Source organism: Xanthobacter sp. NM-25 (genome assembly GCF_022138605.1).
Classification (GTDB): Bacteria; Pseudomonadota; Alphaproteobacteria; order Rhizobiales; family Xanthobacteraceae; genus Xanthobacter.
Genome location: NZ_JACBFS010000003.1, coordinates 253680 through 277518 on the forward strand (window position 1 = coordinate 253680; position 23839 = coordinate 277518).

23 protein-coding genes and 1 riboswitch are annotated in these 23839 nt (G+C 66.5%); of the genes, 7 read left to right on the plus strand and 16 right to left on the minus strand.

The features are described from left to right. Positions 1–3: 3 nt before the first annotated feature. The 3 genes from MEU52_RS10020 to MEU52_RS10030 all read left to right on the plus strand — a co-directional run bounded on the left by MEU52_RS10020 (position 4) and on the right by MEU52_RS10030 (position 3605). The gene (locus tag MEU52_RS10020; protein ID WP_238121139.1) at positions 4–240 is read left to right on the plus strand and encodes a thioredoxin family protein; all 237 of its coding nucleotides are present in this window, start codon (positions 4–6) and stop codon (positions 238–240) included. A 397-nt stretch (positions 241–637) separates the two neighbouring features. Then, positions 638–2659, plus strand: a complete 2022-nt coding sequence (locus MEU52_RS10025; RefSeq protein WP_238121140.1) for a BCCT family transporter — start codon at positions 638–640, stop codon at positions 2657–2659. Positions 2660–2894: 235 nt separating this feature from the next. After that, the gene (locus MEU52_RS10030) at positions 2895–3605 is read left to right on the plus strand and encodes a L,D-transpeptidase (protein WP_238121141.1); all 711 of its coding nucleotides are present in this window, start codon (positions 2895–2897) and stop codon (positions 3603–3605) included. A 229-nt stretch (positions 3606–3834) separates the two neighbouring features. Here MEU52_RS10030 and MEU52_RS10035 read toward each other — a convergent pair whose 3' ends face one another. From MEU52_RS10035 to MEU52_RS10065, 7 genes are all read right to left on the minus strand, one after another. Further along, positions 3835–5721 (minus strand): RNA-directed DNA polymerase, encoded by a 1887-nt coding sequence (locus MEU52_RS10035; RefSeq protein ID WP_238121142.1) that lies wholly within the window; start codon positions 5719–5721, stop codon positions 3835–3837. 222 nt (positions 5722–5943) lie between these two features. After that, positions 5944–6564, minus strand: coding sequence for a thiamine phosphate synthase (locus MEU52_RS10040; protein WP_238121143.1), 621 nt, complete (start codon positions 6562–6564; stop codon positions 5944–5946). A gap of 4 nt (positions 6565–6568) precedes the next feature. After that, positions 6569–7354, minus strand: a complete 786-nt coding sequence (locus MEU52_RS10045) for a thiazole synthase (protein ID WP_238121144.1) — start codon at positions 7352–7354, stop codon at positions 6569–6571. 26 nt (positions 7355–7380) lie between these two features. Beyond that, on the minus strand, positions 7381–7599 hold the full coding sequence (gene thiS, locus MEU52_RS10050) for a sulfur carrier protein ThiS (RefSeq protein ID WP_238121145.1): 219 nt from the start codon (positions 7597–7599) through the stop codon (positions 7381–7383). Between the two features lie 8 nt (positions 7600–7607). Next, positions 7608–8804, minus strand: a complete 1197-nt coding sequence (gene thiO, locus MEU52_RS10055; RefSeq protein WP_238121146.1) for a glycine oxidase ThiO — start codon at positions 8802–8804, stop codon at positions 7608–7610. Then, positions 8795–8891: riboswitch (TPP riboswitch) on the minus strand. Its footprint overlaps the gene before it by 10 nt. Positions 8892–8995: 104 nt before the next feature. Continuing rightward, complete coding sequence (locus MEU52_RS10060; RefSeq protein WP_238121147.1) at positions 8996–10516, minus strand: M48 family metalloprotease; 1521 nt, start codon at positions 10514–10516, stop codon at positions 8996–8998. A gap of 2 nt (positions 10517–10518) precedes the next feature. Beyond that, positions 10519–11361: a thermonuclease family protein gene (locus tag MEU52_RS10065; RefSeq protein ID WP_238121148.1), complete on the minus strand. Its 843-nt coding sequence runs from the start codon at positions 11359–11361 to the stop codon at positions 10519–10521. A gap of 434 nt (positions 11362–11795) precedes the next feature. On the opposite strand from MEU52_RS10065, the gene MEU52_RS10070 reads away from it, so the two are divergent. Next, on the plus strand, positions 11796–12434 hold the full coding sequence (locus MEU52_RS10070) for a DUF938 domain-containing protein (protein WP_238121149.1): 639 nt from the start codon (positions 11796–11798) through the stop codon (positions 12432–12434). A 9-nt stretch (positions 12435–12443) separates the two neighbouring features. Here the strand turns inward: MEU52_RS10070 and bla are convergent, their stop codons facing one another. The 4 genes from bla to MEU52_RS10090 form a co-directional block, all read right to left on the minus strand. Next, positions 12444–13319 carry a class A beta-lactamase gene (bla, locus tag MEU52_RS10075; protein WP_443266755.1) on the minus strand — a complete coding sequence of 292 codons (876 nt, stop codon included), beginning with the start codon at positions 13317–13319 and terminating at the stop codon, positions 12444–12446. A 555-nt stretch (positions 13320–13874) separates the two neighbouring features. After that, on the minus strand, positions 13875–15416 hold the full coding sequence (gene ggpS / locus MEU52_RS10080; protein WP_238121151.1) for a glucosylglycerol-phosphate synthase: 1542 nt from the start codon (positions 15414–15416) through the stop codon (positions 13875–13877). After that, complete coding sequence (locus tag MEU52_RS10085) at positions 15413–16231, minus strand: HAD family hydrolase (protein WP_238121416.1); 819 nt, start codon at positions 16229–16231, stop codon at positions 15413–15415. Before MEU52_RS10085 ends, ggpS begins: the two co-directional genes overlap by 4 nt. Positions 16232–16233: 2 nt before the next feature. Further along, positions 16234–17394: an NAD(P)H-dependent glycerol-3-phosphate dehydrogenase gene (locus MEU52_RS10090; protein ID WP_238121152.1), complete on the minus strand. Its 1161-nt coding sequence runs from the start codon at positions 17392–17394 to the stop codon at positions 16234–16236. 745 nt (positions 17395–18139) lie between these two features. Here MEU52_RS10090 and MEU52_RS10095 point away from each other — a divergent pair. After that, complete coding sequence (locus MEU52_RS10095; protein ID WP_238121153.1) at positions 18140–18814, plus strand: dienelactone hydrolase family protein; 675 nt, start codon at positions 18140–18142, stop codon at positions 18812–18814. A gap of 31 nt (positions 18815–18845) precedes the next feature. Here the strand turns inward: MEU52_RS10095 and MEU52_RS10100 are convergent, their stop codons facing one another. From MEU52_RS10100 to MEU52_RS21805, 4 genes are all read right to left on the minus strand, one after another. Next, complete coding sequence (locus MEU52_RS10100) at positions 18846–19058, minus strand: ChaB family protein (RefSeq protein ID WP_238121154.1); 213 nt, start codon at positions 19056–19058, stop codon at positions 18846–18848. Between the two features lie 80 nt (positions 19059–19138). Next, positions 19139–19567 (minus strand): DUF3775 domain-containing protein, encoded by a 429-nt coding sequence (locus MEU52_RS10105; protein WP_238121155.1) that lies wholly within the window; start codon positions 19565–19567, stop codon positions 19139–19141. A gap of 139 nt (positions 19568–19706) precedes the next feature. Next, complete coding sequence (locus tag MEU52_RS10110; RefSeq protein ID WP_238121156.1) at positions 19707–20237, minus strand: flavin reductase family protein; 531 nt, start codon at positions 20235–20237, stop codon at positions 19707–19709. 24 nt (positions 20238–20261) lie between these two features. Then, a complete protein-coding gene (locus MEU52_RS21805; protein WP_273546153.1) occupies positions 20262–20390 on the minus strand; it encodes a hypothetical protein in 129 nt (42 codons plus the stop codon). 286 nt (positions 20391–20676) lie between these two features. Here MEU52_RS21805 and MEU52_RS10115 point away from each other — a divergent pair, with 286 nt between their 5' ends. Next, positions 20677–21258 carry a hypothetical protein gene (locus MEU52_RS10115; protein ID WP_238121157.1) on the plus strand — a complete coding sequence of 194 codons (582 nt, stop codon included), beginning with the start codon at positions 20677–20679 and terminating at the stop codon, positions 21256–21258. A 49-nt stretch (positions 21259–21307) separates the two neighbouring features. Next, entirely contained in the window at positions 21308–22342 is a 1035-nt protein-coding gene (locus MEU52_RS10120) for an AI-2E family transporter (RefSeq protein WP_238121158.1), read from the plus strand. On the opposite strand, the gene MEU52_RS10125 is transcribed toward MEU52_RS10120, so the two are convergent. Beyond that, on the minus strand, positions 22322–23782 hold the full coding sequence (locus tag MEU52_RS10125) for an alpha/beta hydrolase (RefSeq protein WP_238121159.1): 1461 nt from the start codon (positions 23780–23782) through the stop codon (positions 22322–22324). The two genes, MEU52_RS10120 and MEU52_RS10125, sit on opposite strands and share 21 nt — an antisense overlap. Positions 23783–23839 lie beyond the last annotated feature (57 nt).

The following is a 23839-nucleotide window of genomic DNA, read 5'->3' on the forward strand; positions in this document are numbered from 1 at the left end:
GCCATGAGGGACGTGAAAGTGCTGGGCTCCGGCTGCAAGCGCTGCGAGGCGACCCAGAAGCTGATTTCCGATGCCGCCGCGCGCCTGGGCGTGGACGTCACCGTGGAAAAGGTCACCGATTACGCGCAGATCGCCAAATTCGGCATCCTCTCCACCCCCGGTGTGGTCATCGACGGCAAGGTGGTCCACGCCGGCGGCGTGCCGGAGGTGGCGGCCGTGGAGGGCTGGCTGAAGGCCTGAGGCCGACGCCGCAATGGACCCGGTGCACATCCCGAAGGGCGCGGCCGCAAGGTTGCGCCCTTGTTTTTTTGCGTGCGCAGCTTTGCCCGGATGCGCGCACTGAAGAGCCCCCACGGGGGTGCTCTGGGCAAGGTCATGGGGCCGGCGCGCTGCACCAGTCTCATGCAGAAATGACGCATGTGCCGCAAGTCGTCATAGAACCGAAATACATGAATGAAGCCCCAGAGATCAGAAAGAATATTTAATCTGTAAGATAATATGATTTTTCAATTATATAAATTTATCATTATTATGTATTTGTTATTTATAGAAATTATAGGCGATTATGGGTGGAATCTGGCCGGATTATGGTGTTTATTGGCCGCATATCAGCCCACAATAGATCGCAAGGGGAGTCATGTTCAGCCGCATTGTCATCAACCCGCCCGTGTTCTTCGGTTCTGTTTTGCTCATTGCCATGTTTCTCATGGTCGGCGTCGTCGCGCCCGACCGCGCGGGCGAGATCTTCTCGCAGCTGCAGAGCTCCATTCTTTCGGCCTTCGGCTGGCTCTATCTGCTGGCGGTCGGCATTTTCCTGGCGGCGGTGCTGATCCTGTCGGTGGGCCGGTATGGCCGCCTCAAGCTCGGCCCGGATGATGCGGTGCCCGACTTCAAGTTCACCTCCTGGGTGGCGATGCTGTTCGCCGCCGGCATGGGCATCGGCCTGATGTTCTATGCGGTGGGTGAGCCCATCACCCATTTCATGACCCCGCCCACCGCCGAGCCGCGCTCCGTGGCCGCCATGCGCGAGGCGATGACGGTCACCTTCTTCCACTGGGGCATTCATGCCTGGGCGATCTATGCGGTGGTGGGCCTCTCGCTCGCCTATTTCGGCTATCGCTACAACCTGCCCCTCACCATCCGTTCCGGCCTTTATCCGCTGCTGAAGAACCGCATCAACGGCCCCATCGGCCATGCGGTGGACATCTTCGCCATCGTCGGCACCATCTTCGGCATCGCCACCTCGCTGGGGCTGGGCGTGTCGCAGATCAATGCCGGCCTCAACTATCTGCTGGGCGTTCCCATCGGCATCGAGGTGCAGCTGCCGCTCATCGCGGTCATCACCTGCTGCGCCACCGTCTCGGTGGTCTCGGGGCTGGATCGGGGGGTGCGCATCCTCTCCGAGACCAATCTGGTGCTGGCCATCGCGCTGATGCTGTTCGTGCTGGTGGTGGGCCCCACCGAGGCGCTGTTCCGCGATTTCGTGCAGAACATCGGCCTTTATCTCGATACCCTGCTGCTGCGCACCTTCAACATCTACGCCTATCAGCCGACCCCCTGGATCGATGGCTGGACGCTGTTCTACTGGGCGTGGTGGATTTCCTGGTCGCCGTTCGTGGGCATGTTCATCGCCCGCATCTCCCGCGGCCGCACGGTGGGCGAGTTCGTGGTGGCGGTGCTCTTCATTCCGGCCGGCTTCACCTTCTTCTGGATGACCGTGTTCGGCAACACCGCCATCCTCATCGACACCACGGTGGCCAATGGCCAATTGGCGGCGGATGTGGCGCAGAACGTGTCCGTGGGCCTGTTCCAGTTCTTTGAATATCTGCCGCTGTCGCCCGTCACCTCCACCCTGGCCATCGCGCTGGTCGCCATCTTCTTCGTGACATCGGCGGATTCCGGCTCGCTGGTGGTGGATGCCATCGCCGCCGGCGGCGCCACCGAGACCTCGACCCTGCAGCGGGTGTTCTGGTGCGCGCTGGAAGGGGGCGTGGCGGCGGCACTGCTGCTGGCCGGGGGCCTTGGCGCGCTGCAATCGGCCACCATCGCCAGCGCGCTGCCCTTCACCTTCGTGATGCTGGCGCTGGTGTGGGCGCTGTTCGTGGGCATGCGGGCGGATGTGGCGCAGCGGGAGGCGCAGGCCGCGCAGCCGGCGGCGCCGGCCCCCGCGCACCCGGCCTCGGGCCTCACCTGGCAGCGCCGGCTCGCGCTCATCCTGCATTCGCCAGACCTGAAGGAAGTGGAAGCCTTCATCGCCACCCAGGCCCGGCCGGCGCTGGAGCAGGTGGCCGTGGAGCTGACCCGGCGGGGCCGGCCGGCCGAGGTGCGCGAGGAGAATGGCGCCGTGGCCCTCACGGCCCCGGCGGACGGGGTGCGCGACTTCGTCTATGGGGTGATGCCGGTGGCCCGCCGCCTGCCCACCTTTTCCGCCTATGAAGCCGCCAAGCCCGACTTCCGTTATGAGGCGCGCACCTATTTCTCCAATGGGGGCCGTGGCTACGATGTCATGGGCATGAGCCGCGAGCAGCTGCTGGCGGATGTGCTGGTGCAGTTCGAGCGCTATCTGCTGCTGGTGCAGTCGCCCGCCTCCCAGTTGGTGACCGAGGCGCCCGAACATGGCGCGGAAGGGCAGGGCCCCGCCCAGCAGCCGGCCACCTGAGCCCGCGGCGGAGACGGGCCGGCGCCAGGCGATGCGCGGCACGCCCGCGGCGCGCCGGCCACCTCACTGCTGCCGTGATCTCGGTGTCAGTGGCGCAGCGAGGGCAAGCGCGCGCGCCTCAGGGGCGACCTGATGGCGCTTGCGCTTGCCAGCGGCGCCGTGTGGCGGCACTCTCCGCCCGACACGGGGCTGGCGGGGTGCCGCGCCGGGCCACGGGACAGGGGTTTGCCAGGTCATGATCAAGGATTGTGGGACCGCCGCCGGCGGCGTGAGTGAACAGGCCGCCGCGCCGCAGCCGTGCGCGGGCGCCCTCAGCCGCCGCAGCTTCCTGGTCGGCTCGGCCCTCGGCTTCGGCGCGCTGGGGCTCGCCGGCTGCGCCGGGGTGGATGGCATGACCCTCGCCGAGGCGCAGAAGGTCTATGGGCCGGTGCCGGAAGAGAAGTTCCCCATTCCGGCGGTGGACCTCAGCAAGGTCAATCCCAAATACTACCGCCGCACCGTGCGCTATGAGACCAAGGAAGCGCCGGGCACCATCATCGTCGATCCCGGCAATTATTACGTCTACCGCATCGAGGACGACGGCATGGCGACCCGCTACGGCGCCAATGTGGGCCGCGACGGCTTCCGCTGGAGCGGCGATGCCTATGTGGGCCGCAAGGGCGAATGGGCGGTGTGGACCCCGCCCAAGGAGATGATCAAGCGCCAGCCCGAGGCGGCCAAATACGCCGGCGGCATGCCCGGCGGCCTCGACAACCCGTTGGGCGCGCGCACCCTCTATCTCTACCAGAACGGCAACTACACCCTTTACACCATCTATGCCACGAGCGACCCGGAATCCATCGGCAGCGGCGTCACCAGCGGCTGCGTGGGCCTCCTGAGCCAAGACATGCTCGACCTCTACGCCCGCACCCCGGTGAAGACGAAGGTGGTCGTGCTGCCGGCGTAGGGAGCAGGGCGGATATTGAGGCGTAGCTTGATCAGGGGCGTTCGGCTTTGCGCTTCTTAACAATCTTAGAGGCAAGCTTTGCCTCTGGCGCAAAGCGGACTCGGCTCCTGCTTTGACAGGGTGCCTCTGATGCTAGACGCTTTTGATACATGCTTGTCACCGCGGGCCTTCCAGATCCTCAACTGGGAATAAATCAAAGCGGATGAATACATGTCGACGATCAAATGAATTAGATTCCGAGACGCCTGCCGATTGCCTTGTAGTAGGTGTCTTCAAATGCACGAAAATGGTTATTTCTTAGGGTATTGATCTGAGCTGGCGGTGCGACGGTATTTTTGAGAGCAGATAAGAGGCAAAGGAATTTCGCATGAGTTATACCGGTTCCGCGGGACGGATTGGGTGCCTTTAAGATGTCGAACATTGCCCTAAAGGTCGAGGGGTCCTTGGCAAGCTTTTTGTGGAATCTATAGGATTCTCGCACACCGGCGTTTAGGGTGCCCGCAAGAAGGTTCTTTAAAGGCTCCTCGTCCGGTGAATCGAGAAACAATGGAAAGAATGATGCTGCCAGACGTCCTAGCCGGTCGTGCGGAACCCAAATTTCACGGGTGTCTTGAAGAGTTTTAAGAATCTGAGTGGTAGTTCCATATTTCGACTGAAGCCATAGTCTACAATAGAGTCCGAAATAGGTATGTGCGTCGCTGCTTTCAATGATGGATTCAATCATTGGGTGGCAGTGCCTTGTTTTAATGAACGTCTCAACAAGATAATTCGACATCTCGACCATTGCTGCGTCGTCCACCAGAAGACCCGACTGGCAAGCCCTTGCTAAGACGGCTGCGATTGACGGAGTCAGGGGGCGGCTTCTTATCAAGGAGTAGATATTTTCCCGAACAGATGGTCTCCGTTTAATAAGATCTTCAAGCGTATCTGGATTTAATATGGCGCCTGTTTTTGTTGCGAGACCTAGCCATCGCTTGAGGATCTTTTCACCGTTTCCTGTCTCAAACGATTTTTTGCGAAGCCCTTTCCGGATTCTAGCTTCAATAAGAGCGCGCTGCCTATCTAGCGGAAGTCCGTGTTTTAGCCGATAATCGACGCTAGTCGTTACTGTATCTAGGCGCACGTTCTCGAAAATTCGAAAATGTCGAATGGCGTCAGATTGTTGGAGAATGATCGTTTTGCCGCTGTTTAAGCGAACCTGCTTTGTCTGTAGTACAAGATCAACCGTCTTCAGCGCCTGCTTAGCCTCGACAATCGTGTCGACACCAATATCTATGTCGTCCATGAAGCGCACGAAATCGCGTCTGCTGTCGCTGGCAAGGTAAGAGTCTAACTCATAGAGGAAGCAGTGCGCGAGCAGACGAGGTGCATCGAGATTAATTTGCGGCAAGCCGACCTCGATGCGGGGAGTGTAGTCAGGTTGCCAAAGCAGGTCACCAAGAACGTAGATTAACATGTCGATCACGCATTCATCCACTCCGCTGATCGAAGAAATCGCGTTGCGGAGATGGACGTAGGAAATGCTGTCGTAGTAGTTTGCGATGTCCGTCACGACAATGAACTTGCGTGTTTTCGAAAACTGAAAAAGTTCCTTCTGGAAATTAAGCCAAGATGCAAATGTGCCATAACCGCTAGGTGGCGACGAAAATTTGTGATCCTTCGGTTCAAAGAAGGCCCTGCTCGTAGGTGCCTTTCCTTTGATCTCAGAGTATAGGGCGTCAGATAGGCACTGCAACACGATGGCGTCCCGTACACTTGGAATGACGAGTTGCCTGCAGAGACCCTTGCTCTTTTCAACGAGTATTCTTTGTGCCTTTTGCGGCGTGTATTCTCCCGATAGTATTAGATTAGATAATTTTGTACTTTCAGATTTTCGATATATATGAAAATCAAAATTTTCTATACCGTCACAAATAAATTGTTCTCGAATAGATTTTTTTACTTTATAATTCCATATTCGCTCTATATTTTCAGGTGAAAATATAGATTGTAGTTTCTGTGCGCGTATGTCGAAGCGAGGAGATTTCATGATTGCCATGCGATGATTGTTTTTAACAAAAATCGCCGACATTGATTGAGAAGTGTTTAATATTGACGCTAAAACGATAGCGGGCACTAGGAGGTCTGGAGCGTATGGCAATCTTTCTGGCTGTCCTGGTGAGGGCCGGGTAATTCGTGCCTAAAGGATGCTTTGGGCCGCTACATCCCAGTAAGAGCAAATGCCGACATGTCCACCATTCTGTCGTTCTATCTCACGACGGATGGGCGGTTCTCGGCCCGTTCTTGTCGTACGAGCCAAATAGGTGAATGCCCAAATCCATACACCGCTGGTTTCCGCTTAGGGGCAACCCGCGCCAACCACCACCCCCCGCACCTCCCGCCCCACGTCCCCCGCCCGCATCACGCTGCCCATGACCGCCACCCCGGCCGCTCCGGCGGCGCGGCAGGCGGTGGCGGTGGCGGCGGTGATGCCGCCCAGGGCGATGACCGGGACGCGGGCGGTGGCGGCGGCCTCGGTGAGGCCGGGGAGGCCCAAAGCGGGGCCGTAGCCGGGTTTGGAGGGGGTGGGGAAGAGCGGGCTCAGGGTGATGTAGTCGAGATGGGCCGGGTCGGCGGCCGTCGCTTCCGCGCGGGTGTGGGTGGACAGGCCGATGAGGGCTCCCGGGCCGAGCAGCGCGCGGGCGGCGGCCGGGTCGCTGCCGGCGGAAAGGTGGACGCCATCGGCCCCGGCGGCGGCGGCCAGCGTTGCCGGGCCGTGCAGGGTGAGGGTGGCACCGGTGGGGCGGGTGACGGCGCGCAGGCGGGCGAACAGGGCGATCTGCTCGGCCTGCGGCAGGTCCTTTTCCCTCAGGCTGAACCAGCGGCAGCCGGCGGCGCAGGCGGCGGCGATGATGTCGGCAAGGTCGCCCCGCGCCTGGCTGCGATCGGTGATGACGAGCAGAGGCGGGCGGGGCAGCATGGGCTCAGCTGCCCACGAGGCCGAATTCGGGGCTGGAGGCCTCCGCATGGAGCTTGCGGGGAATGCGCCCGGCGCGGCGGCCGAGCCGGCCGGCATCCACCGCGGCGCGGAAGCCCGCCGCCATGCGCACCGGATCGAGCGCCTTCGACACCGCCGTGTTGAGCAGCACCGCCGAACAGCCCAGCTCCATGGCCAGCGCCGCATCGGACGGGGTGCCGAGGCCGGCATCCAGCACCACCGGCACCGGCGAGCGGGCGCAGATGAGCTCGATCATGTGCGGATTGGCGATGCCGAGCCCGGTGCCGATCATGGAGCCCAGCGGCATCACGGTGGCGGCGCCGAGGTCCGCCAGCTTCTGGCAGGTCACCGGATCATCATTGCAATAGGGCAGCACCACGAAGCCGGCGTTCACCAGCTCCTCGGTGGCCTTCAGCAGCTCTTCCACATTGGGGTAGAGCAGTTCGCGATCGCCGATCACCTCCAGCTTCACCCAATTGGTGTCCAGCGCCTCGCGCGCCAGCTCGGCGGTGAGCACCGCATCCTTGGCGGTCTGGCAGCCGGCGGTGTTGGGCAGAATGTGCACCCGGCCGGAGAGGAGATCGGTGAGGCTTTCCTCATAGCCGGCAAGGCTGATGCGGCGGATGGAGGCGGTGGCCATCTCGGCGCCCGAGGCGGCCAGCGCATCCAGAAACACCTTCTGGTTGGGATAGCCGGCGGTGCCCAGGAACAGACGCGAGCGGAAGCTGCGTCCGGCAATGACGAGCGGGTCGTCGGAAAGGAGATCGGTCATGGCTTTTCTCGTTGTCGTGCGCCGGCTCAGCCGCCCTGCTTGGCGGTGATGATCTCCAGCGTGTCGCCGCTGGCGAGGCGGGTGTCGGTCCAGGCCCGGCGCGGCACCACCGCGCCGTTGCGGGCCACCGCGATGCCCTTGCGGGTGGCATCGATGCCCTTGGCGTCCAGAAGGTCGCTGACGGTGACGACGCTCAGCGCCTCAGCGGCGCCGTTCACGGTGAGGTCGAGGGCGGGCACGGTCATGGCGGGGCTCATTCTGCGGCGGCCCGGGGGGCGAAGCGGCCGGCCTCGAAGGGCGCGGCCAAAGGATCGAGCCGGCCGGAAAGGACGAAATCCGCCACCAGCCGGGCGGTCACCGGCAGCAGCAGGATGCCGTTGCGGTGATGGCCGGTGGCGAACACCAGCCCCTCCACCTCGGCGCTGGGGCCGAGAATGGGGGCATCGTCGCGGCTGCCGGGGCGGAAGCCCACCCATTGCTCGTGAATGGAGAGCTCCTCCAGCCCCGGCAAAGCGCGCCAGGCGTGGGTGAGCAGGGCCAGCTGGCCGCCGGCGGTCAGGTCGGTGTCGAAGCCCTTCTCCTCGGTGGTGGCGCCGAGGATCAGCCGGCCGTCGCGGCGCGGCACCAGATAGGAACCCGGCGCCCAGATCACATGGTTGAGGAGGGGCGCGGCCGGATCCATGCGCAGGGCCAGCATCTGCCCCTTCACCGGGCGCACCGGCAGCGGCGCGGCGGGGGTGATGTCCACCCCCCGGCTCCAGGCACCGGCGGCGAGGATCACCACATCGGCGGGCTTCAGCTCTTCGCCCACCACCACGCCCAGCACCCGGCCGCCGCTGGTGGCCACCTTGGCGACGGGGCTGTGCTCGAAGATCGAGACGCCGGCGCGGGCGGCGGCGATCTTCAGCGCGGCGGCCACCTTGCGGTTGTCCACCTGGTGGTCCTCGGCGGTGAGGATGGCGCCGGACAGCTGGCCGGCAAGGCGCGGCTCGCGCCGGCGGGTCTCGGCGGCGGTCAGCCACTGAACGGGGAGGCCGAGGGATGTCTGGAAGGCGAACAGATGGCGCAGCCGGGCGCCATCGTCGGCGGTGAGGCCGATGGTGAGGGTGCCTTCGGTGCGCAGGTCGACGCTTGCGCCGGAGGCGGCCTCGAGCTCGGCGGCGAAGGCGGGCCACAGGGCCTGGCTGGCGCGGTTGAGGGCGAGCAACTCCTCTTCCCCCGGCTCGGCCTCGGCGCAGGCGGCCAGCATGCCGGCGGCGGCGTGGCTGGCGCCGCGCCCGGTCTCGCCGGCCTCGAACAGGGAGACGGCGCAGCCCGCGCCGGCCAGTTGCCAGCCGAGCGAAAGACCCATCACCCCGCCGCCGACGATGGCGACGCGGGGAGCGATCCCGGGTCGCGCGGTGGCGAGGGAAGACGGGGACGAAGACACAGGCGACAAGCTCTCGCTCATCGGCACCTCCCTACGCTGGCATGATCCAGACAGGTTCGATGGGTATGATCTCAGCCGCGTGCGCACGCGGCACCCCAGGCCGGCCTCTATTATTCCACGTCGGATCGGCAGACCGCAAGCACCGGCGCGAAGGCGAGCGCGGGTGCAGCTTTGCGGGGCGGGCAGGGGGTGGCCGGCGCGACTCGGCGGGCCTATTCGGAGATGATCTTCACCTTGTCGCCGTACTTGATCTTGTTGCCGTTCTCGAGCCCGTTGAGCACCAGGAAGCGCTCCATGTGGCGGTCGGGCACCTGCATGCGGGCGGCGAGCTTGTCGGCGGTGTCGCCCAGGCCCACCGAGACCACCCGCACCCGCAGCGGCTTCACCGTCTCCGCCTCGTTGAGGGAGACCCGGCGGAAGGTGGTGGCGGCGGCACGGAACTGCTTGTCCAGCTCCGGCGTCAGCTCGCGGGCGGCGAAGATCAGCCGGTAGACATCCGAGCCGAAGCGGATGGCGAACATGCGGAACGACCACTGATCGCCCCGGGCGATCGCGGTGGCGGCGGAAAAGCCGTTCACCGAGAGGGTCTCCACCGTGTTGATCTCCACCCCGTCGATCCAGCCGGAAGAGAGGTATTGGGCCAGCGACTGGTCGGGGTTCACCCGCACCGCGTCGAGCCGCAGCGCCTCGCGGCCAGAGCCGGTGGCGCCCAGCACCGCCTGGGAGGTGTTCTCCAGCGAGAAGCCATCCGGCGCGGTGAAGGTGAAGCCCAGCTTGGGATGGAAGAACTTGCGCCCGCGCACGAAGCCTTCCTTGGGGTCGTCGCCATAGACCATGCCGTTGATGGCGGAGAGATAGAGCGCGCGGTCGCGCTCGCCGGAGCCGGGGGTGGCATATTGGCGGGCGTTGGCGATGGCGATGGAGATGCGCTCCGGCGTCGCCGGGTGGGACGAGAGGAAGTCCATGTCCGGCGTGGTGGAGGAGGACGAGCCGCCCAGCGCCGTGGAGCGGATCTCCGCATATTTGCCCATGTCGGTCAGGAAGCGGGAGGCGCCATAGGGGTCGAACCCCGCGCGCGAGGCGATGCCGACGCCGATGGCGTCCGCCTCCAGCTCCTGCCCGCGGGAGAAGGAGGCGAGGGTGCGCCGGCTCTTCTGCATGGCGAGGGCGCCGAGGTCGGGGTCGTTCACCACATCGGAGATGACCCGGCTCACCAGCACCGCCTGCTTCACCTGGTCCTCGCGGATGGTGGCATGGCGGGCGATCACATGGGCCATCTCATGGGACAGCACCGACGACATTTCGGAGGTGTCGTTGGCCAGCGCCAGCAGGCCGCGGGTGACGTAAAGCGATCCATCCGGCAGGGCGAAGGCGTTGATGGCCGGCGAGTTGAGGACCGTGACGCGGTACTTCAGGTCCGGCCGCTCAGATGCCGCCACCAGCCGTTCCACCACCTGCTGGATGAGCGCCTTCAGTTCCGGATCGTCATAGGTGCCGCCATAGCTCGCCACCAGCCGCTCGTGCTCGCGCTGCTGGGCGGGGGTCATGCCGGCATATTCGGAGGCGGCGCCGGAGGAGAGGGGCACGCTCGCCTGGTCCAGGTCCACATTGGCGCAGCTGGTCAGGAACAGGGGCACCACGGCGGCGAGCGCCCAGCGGCTCCAGCGGGCATGCGCCAGCGGCCGCGCCTTGCGGCACGGGCACGCTTGCCCCGGTGCGGTCCGCCCGCTCACGCTCACTGCCTCTTCCCCCGGCGATCGGCCGATCGCTCCGTATCGTCATCCACCAGCCGCGTGACCGCGGCGGCGGTCTTCACCACCATGGCCGGCCCGCCCTGTTCGCGCACCACGCCGCGCACGCGCACCATGGTGCCACGCAACATGGCGGGATCTAGGCCATGCCCGAAGATTGTGGCGAAATCCGCCGTCGCCATCATGACGGTGAAGTCTTGCCGCCAGCTGTCACCGAAATTCAGATAGGTACGATCCCGGCGCACGCCAACCGTCAGAATGCGGCCTTCCGCTACGGAAAACAAACCGGCGCGGGCGCTGAGGCCTTCAATATCCGTGGTGCCGGGGCGCGCGCCGGCCGCCTGCCACAGTCCACGCGCCGTCCGGCGGGCCGCGTCTTCCGCCGCCAGAAGACTGTCGGTGCAGGCGGGGGTGGGATCCGCATAGGCGGCGCCCGCGCGCACCAGCGCCAGGGCGAGGCTCTCGCCGGTGCTGCCATTTTCGTTTTGCCCGGCGGAAGTGTCGTCCAGCCACGCCGCGCCGATGAGGCGGCCGTGGCGATCGGTGGAGGTGGCGCCGAGGCGCAGGGGCACACCGGCGAGGTTCGAGACGGCGGCGCGGGCACCGGCCCAGAGCGGTGCGTCAGCGCCAAAGCGCACCGGCAGCACGACCTGCATGGGCACCAGGCGCCGGCCGTCCGACAGCCGCAGGCTGCCGTCATCTTCCAGCTGCACCATGCGCGGCCTGTCGGCCGAGGGCGTCGCACCCGTCGCCTCAGTGGCGTCCGGTCGCCCGGCGGGGGTGGCCTGCGGCGCGCACGACGTCTCCGCGGCAAAGGCCGGCGCCAAGGGTGCAAGCGTCCATAGGCCGAGTCCCAGCGCCAGACAGCGGAAGCGGAGCCATCGCCGTGCCGGAACGTCAGTTCCCCGATCTCGAGACGCGATGGACGCGGCGCGGATGCTCCGTGCGGGGGGGCGTGGGTCAAGAGGTATGAATTTGCTGCTCAGCCGGTGACCGACTGCGCGGAGCGCCGCCGGAAGGGGACCGGGGGCCGCGTCGGCAAAGGGGCGCGGTGCTCTGAAGCGGAGCTGTCGCATGACGTCAGACTACCGCAAAGCCCCCGCGTCTTGAAGGCGCGCGGGCGAAACCGCCATCACCCTTTCTTACCTTGCGTTGCGAGCGGGGGCGGGAGCGGTCGTCAGCGGAGCCCGCGGCGGGTTATAAGGCGGGCGGCCGGGCCGGTGCCGGGTCGTCTCCGTTGGGTCCGCGTTCGAGGGGTTTCATGGCCGATCTTGCTCCCACCGCCCGCCTCTCGGCGCCTTCGGTGGCTCGCAACCGCGAGCCGATCCTGGCGGTGCTGTCACCCCTGCTGCCCCGTGCCGCCCGCGTGCTGGAGGTGGCCAGCGGCAGCGGCGAGCATGCGCTCTTCTTCGCCCGCCAGCGGCCGGATATCTTCTGGCAGCCGACCGATGCCGCGCCCGATGCCCGCGCCTCCATTGCCGCTTGGGCGGCGGCCGAGGGCCTGTCCAACGTGGCGCCGCCTCTGGCGCTCGATGCCGTCGCCCCGTCCTGGCCGCTGGATGCGCCGGAGACCATGGATGCGGTGGTGTGCATCAACATGATCCACATCAGCCCCTGGGCGGCCACCGAGGGGCTCATGCGCGGCGCGGCCGCCGCTCTCAAGCCGGGCGGCGTGCTGCTCACCTATGGGCCCTATCTGCGGGCGGGCGTGGCCACCGCACCGAGCAATGCGGCGTTCGACGCGGACCTGCGCCGGCGCGATCCGCGCTGGGGCCTGCGCCAACTCGAGGATGTGGAGGCCTGCGCCGCCGCCGCTGGCCTCATGCTGGCCCGTGTGACGGACATGCCGGCCAACAACCTCTGCCTCGTCTTCCGCAAGGCGACCAAGGGGCGTTCGTGAACCGGCGTCTCAGATGACCGCGGCGGCGATGGCCCGGCCGATCTCGGCGAAGGCGGCGTTGCGCTCGTCCATGGTGAGCTTGGTCTGGGTGAGGTAGATGGCGGCCACGATGGGCTTGCGGCCGCCGGGGCCGGTGGGCCAGGAGACGGCGATGATGGCGCGGGACCCGTGGCCGCCGGCGCCGGTGCGATCGGCGGTGACCCAGCCGGCGGGAAAGCCGGCCCGCAGCAGCGGCCCGGCCACCTGATCATTGATCATCCAGCCGGTCAGCAGGTCGCGGGCTGGGGGGAGCAGGGTGTCGCCCAGCAGCAGGCGCGATAGGCTGGCGGCGGCCGCCTGCGGGGTGGTGGTGTCACGCGGGTCGCCGGGGCTCGCTTCGTTGAGGGCGGTTTCCCAGCGGTCCAGCCGGGTGTCGGAATCGCCGATGCCCCGCATGAAGGCGGTGAGGCCCACCGGCCCGCCGATCTGCATCAGCAGCAGGTTGCCGGCCGTATTGTCGCTCACCGCCAGTGCCGCTGCGCACAAAGCGGACAGGCTCATGCCGGTGGCCACATGCTGGCTGGTGACCGGGGAATAGGGCACGAGATCGGCCGCGGTATAGCGAATGATCTCATCCAGCCGTCGGCGCCGCGCGTGCACTTCCGCCAGCACGGCGGCGACGGCGAACGCCTTGAAGGTGCTGGTGAGGGGAAAGCGTTCCTCGGCGCGATGCCGCCAGGTCTGGCCGCTGGCGGTATCCTGGATGACGGCGCCGAGGCGGCCGCCGCTGCGGCGCTCCACGCTCTCCAGCGTCTGTGCGAGGGTCAGGGCGGTGGCGCCCGCCGGCGTGGACAGGCCGGCGCAGCCAAGGCCGGCAAGGGCCGTGGCGGCACTGGAGACGAGCAGGGTGCGACGGGTGAGTGCGGCGGGCACGATGGCGGGCGGCCTCCAGGGGCGGCAGGCGGATGCCCGCCAACTCGCAGCGAACCCCTGCGGAAGGGGGAACAGGAATGGTGTCCCCGGCGTGACTCGAACACGCGACACCAGGTTTCATCCCACTTCGGCTTTCGCCGCCGCCAGCCCTGCGGCCGGCGTTCGTGGTCTGGACTATCCCTTCGCCATGGCCCGCGGGAAGATCCTGCAGAAGCGTTAGGCGCCGCCCGTCTAGTCTCTACACCTTCCCGCTGGAAAAGCTCCCGCGGGCTTGGCTCGGGATTGGCATGGCCCCTGCGCTGGCAGTGGCCGAAGCTTTCCCCGACTTTGAGCGGATTCACGCGCGGCGTTTCCCCCACACGTGCCCAATTTTAGGAAACCTGTGCTCTATCCTGCTGAGCTACGGGGACCTTGCCTTCCTATACCGGGGCGGCAGGCGCCGCGCCAGCCGGAAGATGGCGCGGTCGGTGCCCTTTGGACAACGTCCTTTGGACAACCTTCGGGACAACCCTCTGCATCCGCCCGCCCTCAGGGGACGGCCTTGAGGTGGAAGGGCGCCGCCGGCGCTGTCCGCTCCTGCGGCGCAGGTCCCTCGCGCAGCATCGCGAAATGGCGCCGCGTCGCCTCCGCCCAGCTCTCCAAAGTGAAGCGCCGGGCCGAGCTGCGCAGCAGCCCCATGCGCCCGCGCGCCTCCTCTTCCGGCATGGCGAGGGCCTGGTCGAGGGCCTTGTCCATGTGGGCGTGGGAGAAGGGATTCACCGGGATGGCCCCTTCCAGCAGCACCGCCGCACCGGCGAATTCGGAGAGAATCAGCACACCCTTGCCGTCCGCGCCCTGGGCGGCGCAGAACTCGCTCGCCACCAGGTTGAGGCCGTCGGCCAGCGGGGTGATGGCGGCCACGTCCGCCGCCCGGTAATAGGCGACGAGCTCGGGCAGGGGGATGGCGGTGGAGATCAGCGACACCGGCTGCCACTCGAAGCTGCCGAAGGCGCCGTTGATGTGGCCGGTGAGCTCCTCGATGCGCTGCTGGATGTCCTCATAGGCACTCATCGCCCGGTTGGCGCCCACCGACACCAGCATGAAGCGCACCTTGCCGTGAAGCTCGGGCCGGCGCTGCAGCAGGCGCTGGATGGCCTCCAGCTGCTGGATGTTGCCCTTGGTGTAATCGGTGCGGGACACCGAGAGGATGAGCTGCCCGCCATCGAGCCCGGCGCGGATGGCCTCCACCTTCTCCGTTACGGCGGGTGCCGCCGCCAGCTCTTCGATGTAATCGAAATTCACCCCCACCGGATTGGTGTCGAGATGCACCGTGCGGCCGTCGACGGAGAGGGCCAGCGGGGTGAAGACCTCGCTCAGCGCGGTGCCTTCGCGAGCCATGCAGGGGCTGGTCTCCATGTCCTCCGCGAGCCTTGCTCGGGTAAGCGAGTGGGCGGTGGAGACGAAGTTCTGCGCATAGCGCGGAATGTGGAAGCCGATGGAATCGCAGGCCAGCAGGCTGTCGACGATCTCCTTGCGCCAGGGTAGTACGTTGAACATGTCCGCCGCCGGGAACGGCGTGTGGTGGAAGAAGGCGATCTTCACCGAGGGCTTCAGCTGGCGCAGATAGCCGGGCACGAGCCACAGGTTGTAGTCGTGCACCCAGACCACGGCGTCGTCGGAGGCCTCCTCCGCGGCGGCTTCCGCGAACGCCCAATTCACGCTGCGGAACGTGGGCCAGTCGACGGGATCGTAATTGTAGCGTTCCTTGAAGCCGTGGAGGATCGGCCAGAAGGCTTCCTTCGAGGTGACGTGGTAGAAGCTGCGCACCTGCTCGGCGGTGAGGGGCAGGCGCGTCACGGCATAGGTGCCGTAGCTGTCGGAGATCTCCACCACCCGCTCGAAAGCGGGATGGGCCGGGTCCTCCGCCTCTTTCCAGGCGATCCAGGCGCCGCGGTCCATGCGGCCGAGCAGGGCTTTGAGGGTGGGCACGATGCCATTGGGGCTGCCGTGCTCCCGCAGCACCACCTCGCCATCTTCCTCGCGCTCCTCATAGGGGGCGCGATGGTAGACGATGACGAGATCCGATTTCATACGTTGAGCTCCGGCGGTTCGGGATGCAGATGGAAGGCGGCGATGGCCTCGGCGATGCCGCCGGTGCCTGGTGCCGCGCATTGGCGCACCTTGGGCAGGGCACGGGTGGCGTCCAGCAGCGCCGCTTCGGCGCCGCCCACCACCGCGCCGTGCAAGCCGGTGCGGAACATGGACAGATCGTTCAGGGTGTCGCCGGCCACCAGAACCGCTTCCGGCCGCAGGCCGAGATGGGCGATGAGGCGGAGCAGGGTCGACCCCTTGTTCACCCCCGCCGGCAGCACGTCGAGGAAGCAGCCGTGGGAGATGAGGATGTCGAGCCCGGCCGCCTCCAGCGGGGCGATGGACGCCGGATCGTAGGCGGCGGGATCGTAATGGTAGGACACCCGGTGGCGGAACGGCGTGTCCTGCTCCGCCAGCCCCGGCGCGGCGCCCAGCGTGCGGCGCACCAGATCGGCCCGCGCGCCCCAGGCGGTGGCGATGGGAGCTTCCAGATCATGCATGATCTCAAGGCTGGGCGCGGCGCCCGCGCGGTCGACGCGCGCCACCGTGGTGCCCACGTCCGCCACCACATAATCGGGAACCGGGATCTCCTGCGCCCCATCGACGGTGCCCGCGCAGAGCTCGGTGATGAAGCCGGGATCGCGGCCGGTGACGAAGATGAGCCCCACCTCGTCCCGCCGGGCGGAAATCCAGCGATAGAGCGCCTGGCGCATCGGCGCCGTGCCGCCGAGGAAGGTGCCGTCGAGGTCGGTGGCGAGCACGAAGCGCCAGTCCTGCCGATCTCCCCGCGTCAGGGCGGGCCGGGTTACCGCCACGGTCAAGGCAACAGCTCCGCGAAGCGGCGGGTCACCTCGTCCTGCGCCGGATGGGGGAAAGTGAGGTCGAGGGCGCGCGGCTCCGCCTGGATGGGCGAGGACCAATAGGCGGCGAAGGTCTCGCCGATGGGGCGGCCATCGGCGACAATGGCGCGGACCATCTCGCAGATGGGCATGTGGAGGCCCAGGCGCCGGGCAAGATCGGTGACGGTGAGCGCGTTGTGGCGGCCTTCCACCAGAACCGGCGCGCCGTCGAACACCTCCGCGTCGCTGCGGCCCTGGCCGCGCTCAAAGCCATAGCGGAAGTTGCGCGACTTGAGGCTGGAGCAGGTGAGCATGAGGTCGCCCATGCCCGACAGGCCGGTGACCGTCTCCCGCCGGCCGCCGAGGCGCACCGCCAGTTCCTTCATCTCGTCGAGGCCGCGGGTGATGAGGGCGGCCCGGGTGTTCTCGCCGAAGCCGGCGCCCGCCAGCATGCCGCAGGCGATGGCGATGACATTCTTCACCGCCCCGCCCACCTCGGCCCCGGCCATGTCGTCGGAGACATAGGGGCGGAAGCTGTCGGAGGTGAGGGTGGCGGCCATGCGCGCCCCGGCGCGGGCGTGGGGCGGCACGTGGGGGCCGGTGACGCAGGCGATGGTGGCCGCGGTGGGGTGGCCCGCCGCGGTCTCGGTGGCGAAGGTGGGGCCGGTGACCACGCCGATGACACGGCCCGGCGCGGCCTCTTCCGCCACCGACGACATCATGAGGCCGGTCTCGGCCTCGATGCCTTTGGCGCTGACGAACAGGGGCACATCCGGCGCGGTGAGCGCAGCGATGCGGCCGGCCATCTCCCGGATGGTGGTGGAGGGGGTGACCAGCAGCACCGCCTCGGCGCCATCGAGCGCGGCCGCGAGATCGGCGGTGGGGGTGATGGCTTCCGGAATGGGAATGTCGCCCAGATAGGCGCTGTTGCGGCGCGCGCGGGCGATCTCGGCGGCACGGTCCGCATTGCGCATCCACAGATGGACGCGCCGGCCGGCACGGGCGGCGACCAGGGCGAGCGCAGTGCCCCAGGCGCCGCCACCGATGACGGCCAGGGTGTCGTAAGGGCGGGGCACCAGGGGAAGCGGCTCAGTAACGGGGCGCCGCGGCTGGTGCGCGAGAGTGGCGAAGTCGGTCATGGGACCCCCTGTGTTGCAAGGGCGTGCCGCAGCCGCACAAAGCGGGTGGCGACGGGGCAAGGATTGCCCGGTTCGGCTCCCGAAGAAGCCTGCCTTCATTCAATGGTTGAATGTATGATATGTGGATATTTTTCAAAATGTCAATTCTTTTGCGCCGAAAAAATGAAAATGATTTGTCTATTTAATGTCTTTCGAAAATGCACTTTGTGAGATGAAGAAAAAACTTGTGATATATTAAATATCAATTCTGAGATAAGTAAAAATAATTCATTGATAATGAAGTTTACGACATATCTTTCAGTTTGTTGTTTCTGTCGGTGGAGCCGGCTGTGCACGCCATGCAATCTTTGGGCGATCATGTAACGTCATTGCGCGCGCTCGTCATGAGCGGTCGGGATGCGTGAAAAATCACGTGCTGCAAATACGTTGGCGCCATGGAGCCGGGGTCGCCCGGTGCTGCCTGGGCGTGGCGGATTGATCCGATCTACTGACCGGTGGCTGATGGGGGCGGCGCAGCATGATCGCGCCGGTGCCGGGGACAGTCGGATGTGGGGAGGGGTGTCCTAATACCGTATTTCAGGTCGGTGTGCTGCGTTGTACCTGCTTCATGCGGGCGATTCCCGGTCGGCGGCGGCGGTCGGTGGGGCAGGGAAAACGAAAAGGTTTGCGCGAGATCAAAGAATGGCGCGACAGTGGCGGTGATCCTGCGATGTTACGGCGGCCCCGATGCGCAGGAGGATGGCTCGTGGGCGTGATGCCTCAGGAATTCAACACTTCGCGCGAGGTCCAGATCCCGCCCTTCGGGCTGGCGGGGGAGGTTGTGGTTCCCGCCGGTGCGCGCCGGCTGGTGGTGTTTGTGCACGATGCCGCCTCCGACCACACCAGTGTGCGCAACCGGACCGTGGCGCGGCTTCTGCAACCCCGGGGTTTCGCCACCGTGGTGTTCGATCTGGTGCGACCGCAGGATCGGGCGGACGGCGCACGGGTGGTGGATGACCTGATCGAGCAGAGCGACCGGCTGGTGGAGCTCCTCTCCTGGATCGGCCGGGAGCGCGATCTCGCCTCCCTGCCGTGCAGCCTGTTCGGCGCCGGAACCGGCGCGGCGGTGGCGCTGGTGGCGGCGGCCCGGGTCCAGTCACGGGTCCATGCGCTGGTCTCGCGCGGCGGGCGGCCCGATCTCGCCAAGCCGGTGCTGGGCCTGGTGCGGGCACCGACCTTGTTGCTGGTCGGCAGCGCCGATCTGGAGGTGCTGGACCAGAACCGCAGCGTCATGGCCCTGTTCGGCGGACCCGCTGCGCTTGAAGTGGTGCCGGGGGCGAGCCACCTGTTCGCCGAGGAGGGCGCCCTGGAGGCCGTGGCCCGGCTGACGGCGGACTGGCTGGCCGCGCAGGTGGGCCTCGCCTCCTCCGGCCAGCGATGAGCCCCCGGGGCTGTCTCCGCACGCGCTGAGTTCAGGGACGGATCGGCACCCAACGCGCGCCCGCCTTCACATAGCTGCGCTTTACCGCCGCCCACGCGATGCGGTGGGCAGCCTCCTCGCGGCGCGGGTCGTCCAGATGGGCGGCAAAGGCGGCGTTGAAGGCGGCGCGGTAGATGTCGCAGCCGTGCTGAGGCAGGTGCTGGCGCACGGCGGGCGGCAGGTCGTCATTGCTCCGGTATGGCAATCCGGCCTCCCAACGGTGCAGGCGCAGGGGGAGACGTGCGGCCCGCAGGAGACACACGCATGTCTCGTGCCGCGCAGGGCTCAGTCGGCTTCTGTCTCGTCGCTGTCGAGATCCTCGCAGGAATAGCCGAGCTGCGACAGGGCCTCCTCCAGATAGTCGGCCAGCAGCGGGATGCCCAGAAGATAGGTTGCGGTCCGGTTGTTGTGGGCGCGGGCGGCTTCGGCGCGCAGCTCGTCCCAGCTGTTGAAGTCGCCGTCGCCGCGACCAAGCCACGCCAAGGCCACCAGATCCTCCTGCTCATCCTCATTCATGTCGCGGATGAAGGAGACGATCTCGCTGCGCACCGGGTCGCTGGCGTGATCCTCCAGCACCGACACCATGGCGTCGTCGGCCGCGTTGGAACCGCTATCGGGATCGCTGACGGCGTCCTTCACGTCGAATTCGCGCGCCAGCTGGATCAGAAAGCACACCTTCTCCAGGGAGACGGTCAGATTCGGGGCATCGGCCATGGTGCTTCTCCAGGAAAATCAGGCGGGGCTGCCAGACAGCCACCGCGCGCTGCACTCTTATCCTGAATCTCGCATCCATGTCCGGCCGGCGTTGACCGGCGTCAAACGGGCGCAGGTTGGCCCGGCCCCGGGGGCGCCCTCACGGCATGGCGGAGGGCAGCTTGATGATCTCGCCATCGACCGCAAACGTGCCGTAGCCGCGGTGGTGGATGGTCTTGGGTTGCTTCTGCGCGGGATCGCGCCACGCCTTCACCACCTCCAGCACGAACAGATTGTGGCTGTTCACGAGGCGGGTGTTCACCACCTTGCATTCGAGGTTGGCGAAGCATTCGGCGATGAGGGGCGCCTTCACCTGTTCCGCCGGCAGCGGCGTCAGTCCGAAGGTGGCGAACTTGTCGGTGTCGGCGCCGGAGCAATTGCCGATGCCCACCACTTTCTTGGCAAGCTCCACCGCCGGCACGGCGATCACGCATTCCTTGGTGGCGCGCAGGGCGGTGAAACTGAAATCGCCGCCGCTGACCACGCAGGCCACCAGCGGCGGGGTGAACTCCACCATCATGTGCCACGACATGGTCATGACATTGGGCACGCCCCGCTGGCTGGTGGTGAGCAGCACCACCGGCCCGGGCTCCAGGACCTGATAGACCTCGTCGAGAGGCAGATCCTTCACGGCAGATCCCTTATTGCAGGCGCGTCACGGCCGCCGGCGGGCGCGCACGCGCACCGGGATCGCCTGGGGCTTCCGCGCGGCCTGGTGAAGGGCGAGCTGCACGGCGGCAACGGAACCGAGGGCGAGAAGCGCGAGCGTCGCGAGCGACAACATGGATAATCTCCCTCCTGGGAGGACAATCGGGGCCGGCGCAGTGTGGCGCGCCGACGGCACCAGCAAAACCCCAGAAGCTGTGGCGAGCCTTGCTTCTCATCAAATATGCAGCGCCGGCCGCTTCGCGAGGGTGTTCACGTTTTCTTGAGCATGTTTTCGAGTCCGCTTGCCCGGCCGCCGCGGGGGATGGCGTTGAACCATGGTCGGTGGCGGCGCCGGGCTCCCGCGGCGCCGGAAATGACGTATGAGCACGGCGGGCCGCTCACGGCCTCGAGGCCTGTCTTTCATGAATGAGACATCCGTGGCCGCCGCGTCGGCGACCACCAATGAGATCCATCTGCACCTCTCCGATGTGAAGACCTTCTTCCAGGAGCCGGAGCTCGACCCGTTCGTGGGCGAGGACCTGGATATGTCCGGCATCGACCAGCTGATGGATGCGCTGAAGGCACAGAGCGACTGGAAGAAGCACACCCTCAGCGCCGTGCTGCATCTGCCGCCTGCCGCCCATGCGGACCCCCATGTGGGCGAGATGCCGCGGGCGCTGGCACGCTATTGCGACAAGCAGATCCAATATAGCCGCCGCAAGATCACCGAGCTGCGGCTGGAGGGGCGCCACGCCTTGCGCATGGGCGCGCTCTTCCTGGCGGTGTGCTTCGGCCTGTCGGCGCTGACCGAGAAGCTCCTGGGTTCGGAAAGCCTGTTCGGCCAGGTGCTGGTGGAAGGCTTCATCATTGCCGGCTGGGTGGGCCTGTGGCACCCGCTGGAGCTGCTGCTCTACGCCTGGTGGCCTTACGCGCAGGACATCAAGCTGTATGAAAAGATCAAGGCTATGCGGCTCGCGTTCGCGTTCGACCGCACGGCGGTTTGAGGCGGGGCCGGATGCGGTGGGGTGAGGTTCCGTTCAGGAAGGGCTGGCGATGCGGGTGATGATGGGTCTGGCGGCGGCGGTGCTGGTGGGTGCCGCGCTCTATCTGGCGGATACGCTGTTCGCGCCGGTGGTGTTCGCGCTGTTCGTGATCGCCGTGGTGTGGCCGCTGCAGCGGGCGCTGAAGGCGCACCTGCCGTCCCTCGTGGCGGTGCTGATCACGCTTGTGATCAGCCTGGCGGTGGTGGGGGCCGTCACCTCCATCGTGGTGTGGGGCTTCACCCATGTGGGCCAGTGGGTGTTCCAGAACGCCGCCCGCTTCCAGGCGCTCTACGCCCAGCTCGGCGATTGGCTGGAAGGCCACGGCTTCGTGCTGGCGAGCGTGGTGGCCGACCATTTCGACGTGCGCTGGCTGCTGCGGGTGTTTCAGGACGTCTCCGGCCGGCTGCAGGGGCTGGCGAGCTTCCTGGTGTTCACTTTCGTCTATGTGCTGCTGGGCCTGCTGGAGGTGGATGCCGCGGTGAGCCAGCTGAAAGCGCTGGAGCGGCGGGGCAAGGGCGGCTTCCTTCTGTCCGCCGGCGCCGACATCGCCGCCAAGCTGCAGAAATACATGATGGTGCGCACCTTGATGAGCATCGCCACCGGCGCCGTGGTGTGGGTGTTCACCCTCACCGCCGGCCTGGAGCTGGCGCTGGCCTGGGGCGCCATGGCTTTTGCGCTCAATTACATTCCCTTCATCGGCCCGTTCATCGCCACTTTGCTGCCGACCCTGTTCGCGCTGGCCCAGTTCGAATCCTGGGAAATGGCGGTGTTCGTGTTCGTCTGCCTCAACATCATCCAGTTCCTGTCGGGCAGCTATATCGAGCCGCGCATCGCCGGCAAGGCGGCGGCGGTCTCGCCCTTCATGGTGCTGTTCGCGGTGTTCTTCTGGGCCTTCCTGTGGGGCCTGCCGGGGGCGTTCATCGGCGTGCCCATCCTCATCGCGGCGGTGACCTTGTGCGCCCACCATCCGTCCACCCGTTCGGTGGCGGCGTTGCTCTCCGGCCAGCCGGCGGACGAGGAGGCCTCAGGGCCGGTCGCCGGGTAGGCCGGCTTCCAGCCGCTCCAGCAGATAGGGGAAGAAGGGGTTCGAGGACATGCGTACCAGCATGTCGATATTGACGATCAGCGCCCCATATTCCCCCCGTGCAGCCACATCGCCGAGCCGCACGCCAAAGGCGTCGGCCGGGTCCGGGGTCAGGCCGTAAAGCCCGTCGTCCAGCGGGAACGGCACCGCCACATGGGAGAGGGAATAGACATCCGGCGGGTAGGACAGGCCGAGGGCGCGCACCTGCGTTTCGGTGCTGTCGGCGGGGGTGATGCGCACCTCCACCTGGTCGGAACCGGGGTTCACATTGGTGACGACGGCGGTGCGGAAGCGGCGCGGGCCCGGCGGCAGCAGCCGGTCGAGGGCGGTATCGGCCCGGCGGTTCAGCAATTGCTCGAAATGGGTGTTGCGGTTGATGTCGAACAGCACCAGCTCGCTGCCATTGTCGGCAAGGTGGGTGTGCAGGGACTCGATCACCGCCCGCGTGCTCACCGTATGGTCGAGCACCGATTGGAAGGTGAGCACCGGGGCGAGGCCGGCGAGCTGGCCGTTGCGCAGATGGCGCCGGATATTGGCTTGCACCGCCTGGGTGAGCAAGAACGACTGGCGCGCCGCCTGCACCGGAAACGAATTGTATTTGAACGGGTTGAACTCGGGAATGATGGAGAGCCAGGCGGCCTTGGCGAAGGCCGGGAACACCGCCGGCCAGGAGGCGATGCCGGCGAAGCGGGCAAATTCCGTCACCCCCACCATGGGCGAAACTAGAACGATCTTGGCCGGCGCCACCAGGGCCGGGTCATCCAATGCGTCGAGGGCGTGCATGAGGGCGAGCGCGCCGCCATTGGAATAGCCGATGATGTGAATGGGCTTGTCCGGCCCCACCCTTTTGCGGGCCTCGCGCATGGCGAGCCGGGTGGCGGCGATCCAGTCCTCGTAATCCACCCCGGTGAGGGCGCCGGGCACGGTGCCGTGGCCGGGCAGGCGGATCGAGATGGACAGGAAGCCCCGGGCCGCATAGCGCCGCGCCAGATGCCGGAGGCTGAAGGGGGAATCGGTGAGCCCGTGCAGAAACACGGCGGCGCCTGCCACCGGCCCTTCCGGCTCCAGCACGAAGGTGCGGTTGAAATCCTGCGCGAAGGCGCCGGGATAGACGGGGCTCTGCGCGAAATAGCGGTTGAAGCGCACGCGGTCCTGCGGCGGCAGCTGGTCCGTCACCTGCGCCTTCACCTCGGCGAACAGGGCGTTCTCGGCCGCCAGATAGGTGGCGAGATCCGCCTGTGCCATGGCCGCGCGGCTCATCTCCTTCGGCACGAAGGTGTGCCAGGGCTCCAGCGGAGCGCCCCTTTGGGAGTCCACCGCCCGCACCACGAACACCGTTGCCAGCACGATCAGGACGCCGATGGCCGCCCGCTTCACCCAACGCCACGCCCAACCGACCATCACCTGTCCCTCGACCGCTCGCGCGCCAGCGCGCAGCGCTACCTCTAGAGCATTTTG